The sequence below is a fragment of the Streptomyces sp. IMTB 2501 genome (genome assembly GCF_001953885.1).
Lineage (GTDB): Bacteria > Actinomycetota > Actinomycetes > Streptomycetales > Streptomycetaceae > Streptomyces.
Window position 1 is genome coordinate 60,599 of the sequence record NZ_MQUS01000011.1, and the last position, 13,576, is coordinate 74,174.

Here is a 13,576-nt window from a genome sequence, read left to right on the forward strand (position 1 = left end):
GGGCCGGCTCAGCGGTTCACGAGCCGGCCGATCAGCGGTCCACGATCCGGTCGAACTGCGTGGTGGTGTGCCGCAGATGGGCCACCAGCTCGTCGCCGACCTTTGGCTCGGGGGCGTCCGACGGGACGAAAAGGATCGACACCTGCATGTGTGGCGGCTCGGCGAACCAGCGCTGCTTGCCGCCCCAGACGAATGGAGAAAGGTTCCGGTTGACCGTGGCGAGGCCGGCCCGTGCGACGCCCTTGGCGCGCGGCATGACGCCGTGCAGGGCCTTAGGCGCCTCCAGGCCCACCCCATGGGACGTTCCGCCCGCCACGACCACCAGGAAGCCGTCGGAGGCCGCCTTCTGCTGCCGGTAGCCGAACCGGTCCCCCTTGGACACGCGCGTGACGTCCAGGACAGCACCGTGGTACTCGGTGGCCTCGTGATCCCCGAGCCACAGCCGCGTACCGATGCGGGCGCGGAACCGGGTCTGCGGGAACTGCTGCTGGAGGCGGGCGAGTTCATCGGCCTTGAGATGGCTGACGAACATCGTGTGCAGCGGCAGCCGGGCCGCGCGCAGCCGGTCCATCCAGCCGATGACCTCCTCGACGGCGTCCGAGCCGTCGGTGCGGTCCAGCGGCAGATGGATGGCGAAGCCCTCCAGCCGGACGTTCTCTATGGCCTGGTGCAGCTGGGGCAGGTCCTGCTCGCTGATGCCGTGGCGCTTCATCGAGGACATCACCTCGATGACGACACGTGCGCCGACGAGGCCGTACACACCGTCGATCGACGACACCGAGCGCACCACCCGGTCGGGCAGCGGCACGGGTTCCTCGCCGCGCCGGTACGGCGTCAGCACCAGCAGGTCACCGCTGAAGAAGTCCTTGATGCGCGCGGCTTCGTACGTCGTGCCGACCGCGAGCAGGTCCGCGCCCAGCCGCGTGGCCTCCTCCGACAGCCGTTCGTGCCCGAAGCCGTAGCCGTTGCCCTTGCAGACCGGGACGAGACCCGGGAACTGCTCCTGCACGTGCTTGTGGTGCGCCCGCCAGCGCGCGGTGTCGACGTAGAGCGTGAGCGCCATGGCCGGACCTGGAACCTTTCTCGTGGCTGCGGTGTATCTGAGATGTGAAAGCTGTGGACCCTATGGAACCAAACGCCCGTGGCTCAGCGGCGTGACATGTAGATGTCGAGCGCCTTGTGGAGCAGCTTGTTCAGAGGGAAGTCCCACTCACCGAGGTACTCGGCGGCCTGGCCGCCGGTGCCGACCTTGAACTGGATCAGGCCGAAGAGGTGGTCCGTCTCGTCCAGCGAATCGGAGATGCCGCGCAGGTCGTAGACGGTGGCGCCGAGCGCGTAGGCGTCGCACAGCATCCGCCACTGCATCGCGTTCGAGGGCCGGACCTCGCGGCCGATGTTGTCGGAGGCGCCGTAGGAGTACCAGACGTGTCCGCCGACGATCAGCATCGTCGCCGCGGACAGGTTCACGCCGTTGTGGCGGGCGAAGTACAGCCGCATCCGGTTCGGGTCCTCGGTGTTGAGGGCCGTCCACATGCGCTGGAAGTACGACAGCGGGCGGGGCCGGAAGTGGTCGCGCACCGCGGTGATCTCGTACAGCCGCTGCCACTCGGCCAGATCCTGATAGCCGCCCTGGACGACCTCGACGCCGGCCTTCTCGGCCTTCTTGATGTTGCGGCGCCACAGCTGGTTGAAGTTCTTGTGGACCTCGTCCAGGGAACGGTTCGCCAGCGGCACCTGGAAGACATAGCGCGGCTGCACGTCGCCGAAGCCGGCCCCGCCGTCCTCGCCCTGCTGCCAGCCCATACGGCGCAGCTTGTCCGCCACCTCGAAGGCGCGCGGCTCGATGAAGTCGGCCTCCATGTCGCGCAGGCGCTTGACGTCCTGGTCCTGGATGCCCTTCTTGATGGTCTCCGCGTTCCAGCGCCGGATGATCACCGGCGGGCCCATCTTCACGGAGAAGGCGCCCTGCTGCTTCAGGTGCGCCAGCATCGGCTGGATCCAGTCGTCCAGATTCGGCGCGAACCAGTTGATGACCGGGCCTTCGGGGAGATAGGCGAGGTAACGCTTGATCTTGGGCAGCTGGCGGTAGAGGACCAGGCCCGCACCGACCATCTCGCCGGTGCGCTCGTCGAACCAGCCGAGGTTCTCCGAGCGCCACTCCGCCTTCACATCGGCCCAGGCCGGGACCTGCATGTGGCTCGCCGCCGGCAGGCTCTGGATGTAGGCCAGATGCTGCTCGCGGCTGATGGTCCTCAGGGTCAGGCTCATGTCGGGGCGCTCCTCGGGCTGGTGTGTCCCCATGGGTACAGGGGCTCCGGCTCTCGCGCCGAAGCCTACTGCGCCGTGCGAGCGCCCCGACTGGGCGTACGGGCCTTATTCCCGGTCTCATGGGCGACCGGGACGGTCTATGGGTTCGAAATGGCGTCTGACGACACCGTCCGATGCTCAGCGGCTGATGACTCCGCCGAACAGTCCGCCGTGTGCCATGCCGATCAGGAAACCGACCCCTGCGGCGCCGAGACCCAGGATCAGACCGAAGCGTTGTCGCGTGGTCACGGAGATCCACTGACCGTAGATGCCGACGAGAAGTCCCGCCAGGCCTGTCCACGAGGTCAGCAGGTGGAGGCTGTGGAAGAAGGACGTGATGAAGGACAGCACGCCCAGGACGAACGTGGCCGCCATCAGGCTGTCCTGAAGCGGATGGGGCTTGCCGTCCGTGGCGAAGAGGGAACCGGCGGTGTTGGGATGCAATGCCTGTGCCATGGGCACCTCCTGCGGAAGGCGGCGCATCGTAGCGCCGCGCACACCCGTCGTGTACAGATTGGCGGCCTTCACGGCCGGATTTCAACCGGAAGCGGGTGTGCGGGTAGTCTGTACCGTCTGCACCGGTGTCTGCCCAAGCCTTCCCAGGTAACGCTGCGGGAACCCTCAGGGACCCCCGATTGTCAGTGGTGGCCGATACCGTTGCGCACGCATCACAACCCTCCTGCCACGGAACGACCGTGGCCGCTGAGTCCAAAGGAGGTGGGTTCCACATGCGTCACTACGAGGTGATGGTCATCCTCGACCCCGATCTGGAGGAGCGCGCTGTCGCCCCCCTGATCGAGAACTTCCTCTCCGTCGTCCGTGAGGGCAGCGGCAAGGTGGAGAAGGTCGACACCTGGGGCCGTCGTCGTCTCGCGTACGAGATCAAGAAGAAGCCCGAGGGCATCTACTCGGTCATCGACCTGCAGGCCGAGCCTGCGGTCGTCAAGGAGCTCGACCGCCAGATGAACCTGAACGAGTCGGTCCTCCGGACCAAGGTCCTCCGCCCCGAGACCCACTGAGCTTTCCGCTCAGCTGATCTCGGGATTCGAGTAGCAGCAAGCAGCCAGAGCAGCAAACCCGCCGAGAGGTTCCCCCATGGCAGGCGAGACCGTCATCACGGTCATCGGCAATCTTGTCGACGACCCCGAGCTGCGCTTCACCCCGTCCGGTGCGGCGGTCGCGAAGTTCCGCGTCGCGTCCACTCCCCGCACCTTCGACCGCCAGACGAACGAGTGGAAGGACGGCGAGAGCCTCTTTCTGACCTGCTCGGTCTGGCGTCAGGCGGCGGAGAACGTCGCCGAGTCGCTCCAGCGAGGCATGCGCGTCATCGTGCAGGGCCGGTTGAAGCAGCGGTCCTACGAGGACCGTGAGGGCGTCAAGCGCACGGTCTACGAGCTGGACGTCGAGGAAGTCGGCCCCAGCCTGCGCAACGCCACGGCGAAGGTCACCAAGACCGCCGGTGGCGCTCGCGGTGGCCAGGGTGGTTACGGCGGCGGTGGCGGTCAGGGTGGCGGCGGCTGGGGCGGAGGCCCCGGTGGCGGCCAGCAGGGCGGCGGCGCTCCGGCCGACGACCCGTGGGCGACCGGCGCTCCCGCCGGTGGCAACCAGGGTGGCGGCGGCTGGGGCGGAGGCTCCGGCGGCGGTGGCGGCTACTCGGACGAGCCCCCCTTCTAGGTCCTCGGACCAAGGGCGGGTCGTACCCCAACTTCTTGATCACACAGGAGAAACACCATGGCGAAGCCGCCTGTGCGCAAGCCGAAGAAGAAGGTCTGCGCTTTCTGCAAGGACAAGGTCACGTACGTGGACTACAAGGACACGAACATGCTGCGGAAGTTCATTTCCGACCGCGGCAAGATCCGTGCCCGCCGCGTGACCGGCAACTGCACGCAGCACCAGCGTGACGTCGCCACGGCCGTCAAGAACAGCCGTGAGATGGCGCTGCTGCCCTACACGTCCACCGCGCGCTAAGGGAAGGGTGACCGACTCATGAAGATCATCCTCACCCACGAGGTCACCGGCCTCGGTGCCGCGGGCGACGTCGTCGACGTCAAGGACGGTTACGCTCGCAACTACCTGATCCCGCGGAAGTTCGCTATCCGCTGGACCAAGGGTGGCGAGAAGGACGTCGAGCAGATCCGTCGCGCTCGCAAGATCCACGAGATCCAGACCATCGAGCAGGCCAACCAGGTCAAGGCCCAGCTCGAGGGCGTGAAGGTCCGTCTGGCCGTCCGCTCCGGCGACGCCGGCCGTCTCTTCGGTTCCGTCACCCCGGCCGACATCGCGTCCGCGATCAAGGCTTCCGGTGGCCCCGAGGTCGACAAGCGTCGCATCGAGCTGTCCGCCCCGATCAAGACCCTGGGCGCCCACGAGACGTCCGTGCGTCTGCACCCCGAGGTTGCCGCCAAGGTCAACATCGAGGTCGTCGCGGCGTAACGCTGCGCTCGGCTTGAGCAGCTGAGAGAGGGGCCGCCCCGTGTGGGCGGCCCCTCTTCGCGTTCGGTGTCGGGGTTCGCTGTACGAAGGCGCGGCATGTTTCACGTGAAACCGGGCGGATGTGACTCCGTCGAACGGTTCAGCGGGTCGCACCCGTCACGATCCACCTGCCCGACCGGGTGCGCAGCCACAGCGTCAGCATGCGGACGGTCATCATCAGCGTCATGGCCGCCCACAGCGCGGTGAGACCGCCGCCGAGCGTGGGGACCAGCAGGGCGACGGGAGCGAACACCGCCAGCGTCACGACCATCGCCCCGGCCAGGTACGGCCCGTCGCCGGCACCCATCAGGACTCCGTCCAGCACGAAGACGATCCCGCAGACGGGTTGCGAGAGCGCCACCAACAGCAGGGCGGGGAGAGCCGCGCCCTTGACCACGGAGTCACTGGTGAACAGCGGCAGGAAGAGCGGCCGGGCGGCCACCACGAGCAGACCGAGGACCACACCGGTCGCGATGCCCCACTGGACCATGCGACGGCAGGCCTCACGCGCTCCAAGGGGGTCGTTCGCTCCGAGATAGCGGCCGATGATGGCCTGTCCCGCGATGGCTATCGCGTCGAGAGCGAAGGAGAGCAAGCTCCACAGGGACAGGATGATCTGGTGAGCGGCGATATCGGCGTCGCCCAGACGTGCTGCGACCGCCGTGGCGATCATCAGGATCGCCCGCAGCGACAGCGTACGGACCAGGAGTGGAACGCCTGCCTGAGCCGAGGCCCGGATCCCGGCGGAGTCCGGACGGGGGGAAGCCCCGTGCCGACGGGCCCCGCGTACGACCACGGTCAGATAGACGGCCGCCATGCCGCACTGGGCGATGACCGTGCCCCAGGCAGAACCGGCGATGCCGAGCCCGGCACCATAGACGAGTCCCGCATTGAGTACGCCGTTGGCGACAAAGCCTGCGACGGCAACGTAGAGCGGGGTTCTGGTGTCCTGCAACCCGCGGAGCACTCCCGTGGCGGCGAGGACGATCAGCATGGCCGGGATCCCCAGCGCGGAGATGCGCAAATACGTCGTGGCGTAGGGGGCCGCGGTCGTCGAGGCGCCGAAGAGGTCCACGATGCCGGGCGCCAGGGGAAGGGCGACGACGATCACGCCGATGCCGAGCAGCAGTGCCAGCCAGATACCGTCCATGCCCTGGCGAATGGCCGCCTGCAGATGACCGGCGCCGACCTGTCGGGCCACAGCGGCGGTGGTGGCGTAGGCGAGGAAGACGAAGACGCTCACCGCGGTGGTGAGGAGGGCGGAAGCGATGCCGAGGCCGGCGAGCTGAGCGGTCCCGAGGTGGCCGACGATGGCACTGTCGGCCATGACGAAGAGAGGCTCGGCGACGAGGGCGCCGAAGGCCGGGACGGCCAGCGCGACGATCTCTCTGTCGTGCCGCCGGCGGGCGGCCGTGGGTATCGCGGGAGCCTGGGTCATGAGCGCTAATCTAATCGTCCACAGGTAAGTGATGCAACTCATTATTGACCCTTACTTTTCCTCTCGGGTCGTGTCCCTTCGCGCACCGTTCGAAGCGATCTTGGTCCGACTGGGAAAGTTTTTCTTCTGCACAGCCGGTGGACGGTAAAGGTGCAGGTCATGGAGGCTTGCTGAGTAGGAGGGAGGGCTTGTTCACAGCACTGTCCACCGGGTCGTGCACAGGTTTCGGCGAGTTCTCCACAGCATCCGGGCCGTCGTCCACATGGCCTGTGGATAACCAGATTGGCTGACGGTGCCGAGGGGCCTACCGTTGTCCGGCGCCCCCTCCTTCCCTCGGCCTGAGAAGCGCCCTTTCCCTGGCCCTGGAACCGTCATAAATCCGGCGCGCCGGAACCGGAGTTGGGCCTCTCAGTTGTCAGTGTCGTGCCGTACAAAAGAGGACACGGCGAGGGTCCGCTGCGCGGACGGGAGGAGGTGTCTCGGTGAGCATTTCCGAGCCCTTGGACGATCCGTGGGCCGACGCCGGACCCAGCGATCGTCTGCCGGCCTCCCGTCGGCGCGGTGACAGCGGCCGGGGTCGTGACGAACAGCACGACCGGGGCAGGGAGAACACCTCCTGGGACGAAGGAGGTTCCTCCTTCGAGCGGGTGCCGCCGCAGGACCTGGATGCCGAGCAGTCGGTGCTGGGCGGCATGCTCCTGTCCAAGGACGCCATCGCCGACGTCGTCGAGATCCTCAAGGGCCACGACTTCTACAAGCCCGCGCACGAGACGATCTACCAGGCGATCCTGGATGTCTACGCCAAGGGCGAGCCGGCCGACCCGATCACCATCGCCGCCGAACTCACCAAGCGCGGCGAGATCAACAAGGTCGGCGGGGCCGCCTACCTGCACAGCCTCGTCCAGACCGTGCCGACGGCGGCCAACGCCGAGTACTACGCGGAGATCGTCCATGAGCGGGCGGTGCTGCGCCGCCTGGTCGAAGCCGGTACGCGCATCACGCAGATGGGATACGCAGCCGACGGCGACGTCGACGAGATCGTCAACAGCGCTCAGGCCGAGATCTACGCCGTCACCGAGCAGCGCACCAGCGAGGACTATCTGCCGCTCGGCGACATCATGGAAGGCGCCCTCGACGAGATCGAGGCGATCGGCTCGCGCAGCGGCGAGATGACCGGTGTGCCGACCGGCTTCACCGACTTCGACTCACTGACGAACGGTCTGCACCCGGGCCAGATGATTGTCATCGCCGCCCGACCCGCCATGGGTAAGTCGACGCTCGCACTGGACTTCGCGCGGGCTGCCTCGATCAAGAACAATCTTCCCAGCGTCATCTTCTCGCTGGAAATGGGCCGCAACGAGATCGCGATGCGTCTGCTGTCCGCCGAGGCCCGGGTCGCCCTGCACCACATGCGGTCCGGCACGATGACCGATGAGGACTGGACTCGGCTCGCCCGCCGGATGCCGGACGTCTCGGCCGCACCGCTCTACATCGACGACTCCCCCAACCTGTCGATGATGGAGATCCGCGCCAAGTGCCGGCGCCTGAAGCAGCGCAACGACCTGAAGCTGGTCGTCATCGACTACCTCCAGCTGATGCAGTCCGGTGGCTCCAAGCGCGCCGAGAGCCGCCAGCAGGAGGTCTCGGACATGTCCCGTAACCTCAAGCTGCTCGCCAAGGAGCTGGAGATCCCGGTCATCGCGCTCTCCCAGCTCAACCGTGGCCCCGAGCAACGCACCGACAAGAAGCCCATGGTCTCCGACCTGCGTGAGTCGGGCTCCATCGAGCAGGACGCCGACATGGTCATCCTGCTGCACCGCGAGGACGCGTACGAGAAGGAGTCCCCGCGCGCGGGCGAGGCCGACCTGATCGTGGCCAAGCACCGAAACGGTCCCACCGCCACGATCACGGTCGCCTTCCAGGGCCACTACTCCCGTTTCGTGGACATGGCCCAGACCTGATCGGCCCGTCTGCAGGATCTCGATGGGGTCGGCTCTCCCAGACGGACGGCGTCCGTGAAATGAACTCGACGGCTGCAGCCCGACCCGATGGACTGGGGCCATGACGACACCTCAGGACGAGCTGCTCCCCACGACCCGACGAACCCTGCTGCACCGGATCGCCGTCGCACAGGCCGAAGGGCGGGCGCCGTCGCTGGTCGCGGCCGTTGTACGGGGTGGGCGGGCCGTGTGGCACGGGGCGCGGACCTCGGTGGACGGGCACGGCCCGGACGAGACGGTGCAGTACCGGATCGGGTCCATCACCAAGACCTTCACTGCCGTTCTGGTGATGCGGCTGCGTGACGAGGGCTTGCTCGACCTCGGTGATCCACTGGAGAAGCATCTGCCGGGCACCGGCGCCGGCGAAGCGACGATCGCCGAACTGCTCGCGCACACCGCGGGATTGGCGGCCGAGTCGCCTGCGCCCTGGTGGGAGCGGACCCCTGGCACCCTCCGCCCCGAGCTGAGCGATGTACTCGGTGAGCAGCCCCTCCTGCACCCCGTCGGCCGCCGGCATCACTACTCCAACCCCGGCTACACGGTGCTCGGCGCGCTGGTGGAGGAACTGCGAGGCGCCCCCTGGGAAGAGGTGCTGCGCAGCGAGATCCTCGAGCCGCTCGGCCTGCGCCGTACGAGCACGCAACCGCAGTCCCCGCATGCCGGCGGATGGGCCGTGCACCCGTGGGCGGACGCGATGCTGCCGGAGCCGCTGGAGGACCTGGGCAGGATGGCGCCGGCCGGTCAGCTGTGGTCGACCACGGGGGATCTGGCGCGGTTCGCGGCGTTCCTGGCCGTGGGGGACGATCGGGTACTCACTGCGGAGTCGGTGCGGGAGATGCGTACACCGGCGGCGCCGGCAGAAGCGGCGGACGTGCTGGACGGGGTCACTTACGGCCTCGGTCTGCAGATCCAGCGCCGCGACGACCGGCTTCTCGTCGGGCACTCCGGTTCACTGCCGGGTTTCCTGGCGAACCTCACCCTCAGCGTGGAGGACGACGTGGCGGCGGTGGTGCTTGCCAACTGCACCAGCGGACCGCTGCTGGGGGCCGTGGGCGCTGATCTCGTGCGGATCGTCGCAGAGTCGGAGCCACGGATCCCGGAGCCCTGGCGGCCGCTACGCGAGGTCGATCCGGGGGTCCTGGAGCTGGCGGGGCAGTGGTACTGGGGGACCCATGCCTTCGGTCTGCGGATGTGCGCGGACGGCCTTCTCGCGCTCGGCCCGCTGACCGGCAGTGGCCGGCGTGCCCGCTTGCGCTCGAACGGTGACGGCACCTGGACCGGTCTGGAGGGCTACTTCGCCGGGGAACTGCTGCGGCCCGTACGACGCCCGGACGGGGCTGTGAGCCACCTCGACCTCGGCTCGTTCGTGTTCACGCGGCAGCCGTACGACCCTGAGGCCGCGGTCCCCGGTGGAGTGGACCCGGAGGGGTGGCGGGGCATCCTCTAAACCTCGGGCCGATAAGCCCCGGGCCGACGGGGACGTGCCACGGGGGTGTGTTTCACGTGAAACACACCCCCGTCGCGTTGCCGTTCCGCGATCCTCAGAGCCGCAGTTTGAAGCCCTCGTGCGTGGCGCTGAAGCCGAGCCGTTCGTAGAAGCGGTGGGCGTCGGAGCGGGTCTTGTCGGATGTCAGCTGTACCATCCGGCAGCCGACGTGCCGCGAGGTGTCGATCGCCCACTCGATCAGCCGGCTACCCAGCCCACTGCCCCGTTCGTCGGCGTGGATACGCACGGCCTCGATGAGTGCGCGGGTCGTCCCCTTGTGGGAGAGTCCAGCGATGATCGTGAGCTGGAGGGTTCCGATCACGCGGCCCTCACGGACGGCGACGACGAGGTGCTGGTTCGGGTCAGCGGTCAGGCGTTCCAGCGCGGCCCGGTACGGCGTCATGTCGTCGGTGGACTCGCGCTGAGCGCCCAGCGGATCGTCGGCCAGCATCGCGACGATCGCCGGAAGGTCGTCTGCGGTCGCACGCCGTATTTCAAGATCTCCCATATGCGCACCCTATGCGGGCACGTTCAGAGACTCCACGGTCCGTACCAGCGGTGCCAGTTCGGGGTTCTTCGAGGCCTCGTCCAGGGCCTCCCGCAGGGCGGCATCGTTAGTGGGTCGTGCCTCCTCGAGTAGCCGCAGGCCAGCCTCGGTGACGTTGGTGTAGATGCCGCGCCGGTCGGTGGGACATAGATAGCGCTCCAGCAGGCCGCGGTCCTCCAGCCGGGTCACCAGGCGCGTGGTGGCGCTCTGGCTGAGGACGACCGCGTCGGCAACCTGTTTCATTTGCAGATGGCCGCCCTCACCGTCGTGCTGGCGGCTCAGTACATCGAGCAGGGAGTACTCGCGCACGCTCAGGTCGTGCCGCGCCTGCAGGGCGCGCTCGATGCGCGCCTCGATCCTTCCGTGCAGCGCAGAGAGGGCACACCAGCCCTGTGCGAGGGCTGTGAGTGCGGGGTCCGTCGCTGTCATTGGCGTTTTCCTCCGTCCCGGAGCGGCTGCACCAAGAGTAGAGCAAGCGCGCAATAGTGCGCGGTTGCCATTAGCCCGCGTCTGCAATTATTGTGGATGAATGCAAAGCGCTCCTGCAATCGTCTGGGAAGGTGTACCCCTCCATGCCTCTCGCGCTTTTGGCCCTCGCGATCGGGGCCTTCGGAATCGGAACGACCGAGTTCGTGATCATGGGACTGCTGCCCCAGGTCGCGGGTGACTTCGGGGTCTCCATCCCCACGGCAGGCCTGTTGGTGACGGGCTACGCGCTCGGTGTGGTCGTCGGCGCCCCGGTGATGACCGTGCTCGGTACGAAGGTCTCTCGCAAGCGCATGCTCATGCTGCTGATGGGCCTCTTCATCGCCGGAAACCTGCTCTCCGCGGTGGCCCCCGCCTTCGCGATCATGCTGATCGGACGCGTGGTGGCCTCGCTCGCGCACGGCGCCTTCTTCGGCATCGGCTCCGTCGTCGCGGCCGAACTGGTGGCATCCCACAAGAAGGCCGGCGCCATCGCCATGATGTTCACCGGTCTGACCGTCGCCAATGTCGTCGGTGTCCCGCTGGGCACACTCATCGGCCAGCACGTCGGCTGGCGCGTCACCTTCGGCATCGTCGCCGCCCTCGGGGTCGTCGGTCTCGTCGGCGTCGCCAAGCTGGTGCCCGAGATGCCGAGGCCCGAGGGGGTACATCTGCGGCATGAGCTGGCCGCCTTCAAGAACGCCCAGGTGCTGCTCGCCATGGCGATGACCGTCCTCGGCTTCGGCGGTGTCTTCGCGGCCATCACCTACATCGCGCCGATGATGACCCACATCGCGGGCTTCGCCGACGGCTCGGTCACCTGGCTGTTGGTCCTGTTCGGCCTCGGCATGGTCGGCGGCAACCTCATCGGCGGCAAGTTCGCCGACCGCGCCCTGATGCCGATGCTGTACGTCTCCCTGGGCGCCCTGGCCGTGGTCCTGGCCCTCTTCACGCTCACCGCCCACAACAAAATCGCGGCGGCCGTCACCATCGCCCTGATCGGCGCCCTGGGCTTCGCGACCGTACCGCCGCTGCAGAAGCGCGTGCTCGACCAGGCACACGGTGCGCCGACGCTCGCGTCGGCCGTGAACATCGGCGCCTTCAACCTGGGCAATGCGCTCTCCGCCTGGCTCGGCGGCATCGTGATCGCGGCCGGCTACGGCTACACGGCCCCCAACTGGGTCGGTGCCGCCCTCGCCGCGGCCGCCCTGGTCCTCGCCGTCCTGTCGGCGGCGCTGGAGCGCCGGGCCGGTGCCCACAGCACTGTGGTCGCCTCCGCGACGCCCGCCGGGCAGCAGACGCCGGTCCACCACTAAGTCCTTCGGACCCACAGAGCGCTTCACCGCCTGCAGTTCACAGACTTCCGCGCTGGGGGTGCATCCCCGGTACGGCGAGCACCCCGTCTCAGCAACACCCGAGGAGAGAATCTCCATGAGCACCACCGCCGTCGCCCCGCTGCCCATCGAGGACGCCGAACTTCTGGTTGCCATGGCCCGCCGCGCGGCCGAGGACGCCGGGGTCACCGTCAGCGTCACCGTCCTGGACGCGGGCGGCCATCTGCTCGCCTTCCGCCGGGACGACCGTGCCGTGCTGATCTCCGGCGAGACCAGCACCCGCAAGGCCTACACGGCGCTGCAGCTGAACGCCCCCACCGCCGACCTGGTCGACGCCGTCCAGCCGGGTGGCCTCTTCCACACGCTGCCCACGGCCCTCGACAGGCCCCTGCTGTTCATCGCGGGCGGTGTGCCCGTCCACCGGGACGGCAGGCTGATCGGCGCGATCGGCGTCGGCGGCGGTGCGCCGGAGCAGGATCACGCCTTCGCCACCGCGGCCGTGCGGGCTCTCGCCTGATCGCCCACCGCGCAGGGACAACGTCGGCCCCGCCGCACAACGTGGCGGGGCCGACGTGTGTCGTACGACGGCTCAGCCCGCGGCCACGGTCAGCGGTGCGAACCGCCGCGTCCAGTCCCCCGGGAGATCCGTGATGCCATACGTCATCACCGCGTTGAAAGCCACGGAGGCCAGCCCCCGCGCCTTCGCCCAGGTCAGCAGCTCCTCATGACGCACGTCGATGTCCGTGCGCAGCGGGCGGTCGGTACGGGCGGCCAGCGAGGTGATGAGGGCCTGGGCGGTCTCCGCGTCCCGGGCGACCAGCGGACCGACGACATGGGTGTCCATGTTGGGCCATGCGGCCGCGTAGCCGATGATCCGGCCGTCCTCCTCGGCCACCCGCAACTGGTCGGCGAAGGCGGGCAGTCGGGTGATCAGGGGAGTGCGGTCGACGCCGAACACCGCCTCGTCGAGCCGTAGGACTGAGGGGAGGTCCTCCGCGGTGGCGGCGCGGGTGAGTACGCCGGATTCCGGCCCGCCGGGAGTGAAGCGGCCTGTCAGCATCTCCGCCCGGCCCGTCACCTTGAAGCCCAGTTCTTCGTACAGCGGAAGGCCATTGGGTGTGGCGTGCAGGGTGAGCGGAGTGGTGCCCATGGTGGACATGACATGGCGCATCAAACGGCGCCCGACGCCCCGGCGGGCATGACGTTCGGCCACCAGAACCATGCCGATGGCACCGAGATCCGTGCGCTCCCATGAGCCGTACTCCGTGACGACACACGCGGCGACGAGACCACCCTCAGGGTCGTCGATGCCGAATCCCTTTCCGGCAGCAAGGAGGAGTCCCCACTTGTGCTCCTCGCGTGGCCACCCCCGGTCCTCGGACAAGTCGGCGCAGGCGGTGAGATCGCGAAGCGTCAGACGGCGGATGGGCAGAGCGGCGAGGGAAGGAGTCGACACGCAGGTCAGGCTGTCCGACCGGCAGCCCCGGCGTCCACCTGTTTCGCCGTAGACACACGTGCTTTTGGCCA

Annotated in this window: 15 protein-coding genes; 8 read left to right on the top strand and 7 right to left on the bottom strand. The window is 68.2% G+C overall.

From position 1 onward, the window contains the following. Positions 1-31 precede the first annotated feature (31 nt). The 3 genes from AV521_RS20185 to AV521_RS20195 form a co-directional block, all read right to left on the bottom strand. A complete protein-coding gene (locus tag AV521_RS20185) occupies positions 32-1,063 on the bottom strand; it encodes an alanine racemase (protein ID WP_076089875.1) in 1,032 nt (343 codons plus the stop codon). Positions 1,064-1,146: 83 nt separating this feature from the next. Then, positions 1,147-2,268: a peptidoglycan bridge formation glycyltransferase FemX gene (femX, locus tag AV521_RS20190; protein ID WP_076089876.1), complete on the bottom strand. Its 1,122-nt coding sequence runs from the start codon at positions 2,266-2,268 to the stop codon at positions 1,147-1,149. A gap of 177 nt (positions 2,269-2,445) precedes the next feature. After that, complete coding sequence (locus tag AV521_RS20195; protein ID WP_076090034.1) at positions 2,446-2,763, bottom strand: hypothetical protein; 318 nt, start codon at positions 2,761-2,763, stop codon at positions 2,446-2,448. Between the two features lie 272 nt (positions 2,764-3,035). Here AV521_RS20195 and rpsF point away from each other — a divergent pair, with 272 nt between their 5' ends. The 4 genes from rpsF to rplI all read left to right on the top strand — a co-directional run bounded on the left by rpsF (position 3,036) and on the right by rplI (position 4,740). Then, on the top strand, positions 3,036-3,326 hold the full coding sequence (gene rpsF, locus AV521_RS20200; protein WP_076089877.1) for a 30S ribosomal protein S6: 291 nt from the start codon (positions 3,036-3,038) through the stop codon (positions 3,324-3,326). Between the two features lie 76 nt (positions 3,327-3,402). Beyond that, positions 3,403-3,981: a single-stranded DNA-binding protein gene (locus tag AV521_RS20205; protein ID WP_014673749.1), complete on the top strand. Its 579-nt coding sequence runs from the start codon at positions 3,403-3,405 to the stop codon at positions 3,979-3,981. A gap of 57 nt (positions 3,982-4,038) precedes the next feature. Continuing rightward, positions 4,039-4,275 carry a 30S ribosomal protein S18 gene (rpsR, locus tag AV521_RS20210; RefSeq protein ID WP_003949403.1) on the top strand — a complete coding sequence of 79 codons (237 nt, stop codon included), beginning with the start codon at positions 4,039-4,041 and terminating at the stop codon, positions 4,273-4,275. A gap of 18 nt (positions 4,276-4,293) precedes the next feature. After that, complete coding sequence (gene rplI, locus AV521_RS20215; RefSeq protein ID WP_076089878.1) at positions 4,294-4,740, top strand: 50S ribosomal protein L9; 447 nt, start codon at positions 4,294-4,296, stop codon at positions 4,738-4,740. A gap of 139 nt (positions 4,741-4,879) precedes the next feature. On the opposite strand, the gene AV521_RS20220 is transcribed toward rplI, so the two are convergent. Further along, positions 4,880-6,217 (bottom strand): MATE family efflux transporter, encoded by a 1,338-nt coding sequence (locus tag AV521_RS20220; protein WP_076089879.1) that lies wholly within the window; start codon positions 6,215-6,217, stop codon positions 4,880-4,882. Positions 6,218-6,699: 482 nt separating this feature from the next. Between AV521_RS20220 and dnaB the strand changes: the two genes are divergently transcribed. Both dnaB and AV521_RS20230 read left to right on the top strand, forming a co-directional pair. Then, positions 6,700-8,178, top strand: coding sequence for a replicative DNA helicase (gene dnaB / locus AV521_RS20225; RefSeq protein WP_076089880.1), 1,479 nt, complete (start codon positions 6,700-6,702; stop codon positions 8,176-8,178). A 100-nt stretch (positions 8,179-8,278) separates the two neighbouring features. Continuing rightward, positions 8,279-9,664, top strand: coding sequence for a serine hydrolase (locus tag AV521_RS20230; protein ID WP_076089881.1), 1,386 nt, complete (start codon positions 8,279-8,281; stop codon positions 9,662-9,664). Positions 9,665-9,758: 94 nt separating this feature from the next. On the opposite strand, the gene AV521_RS20235 is transcribed toward AV521_RS20230, so the two are convergent. Beyond that, positions 9,759-10,211, bottom strand: coding sequence for a GNAT family N-acetyltransferase (locus AV521_RS20235; protein ID WP_076089882.1), 453 nt, complete (start codon positions 10,209-10,211; stop codon positions 9,759-9,761). 9 nt (positions 10,212-10,220) lie between these two features. Further along, positions 10,221-10,679, bottom strand: a complete 459-nt coding sequence (locus tag AV521_RS20240; RefSeq protein WP_076089883.1) for a MarR family winged helix-turn-helix transcriptional regulator — start codon at positions 10,677-10,679, stop codon at positions 10,221-10,223. 143 nt (positions 10,680-10,822) lie between these two features. Between AV521_RS20240 and AV521_RS20245 the strand changes: the two genes are divergently transcribed. Then, positions 10,823-12,031 (top strand): MFS transporter, encoded by a 1,209-nt coding sequence (locus AV521_RS20245; RefSeq protein WP_076089884.1) that lies wholly within the window; start codon positions 10,823-10,825, stop codon positions 12,029-12,031. Positions 12,032-12,146: 115 nt separating this feature from the next. Beyond that, entirely contained in the window at positions 12,147-12,566 is a 420-nt protein-coding gene (locus AV521_RS20250) for a heme-binding protein (RefSeq protein WP_076089885.1), read from the top strand. A 72-nt stretch (positions 12,567-12,638) separates the two neighbouring features. Here the strand turns inward: AV521_RS20250 and AV521_RS20255 are convergent, their stop codons facing one another. After that, positions 12,639-13,505 (bottom strand): GNAT family N-acetyltransferase, encoded by an 867-nt coding sequence (locus AV521_RS20255; RefSeq protein ID WP_076089886.1) that lies wholly within the window; start codon positions 13,503-13,505, stop codon positions 12,639-12,641. Between the last annotated feature and the right edge of the window lie 71 nt (positions 13,506-13,576).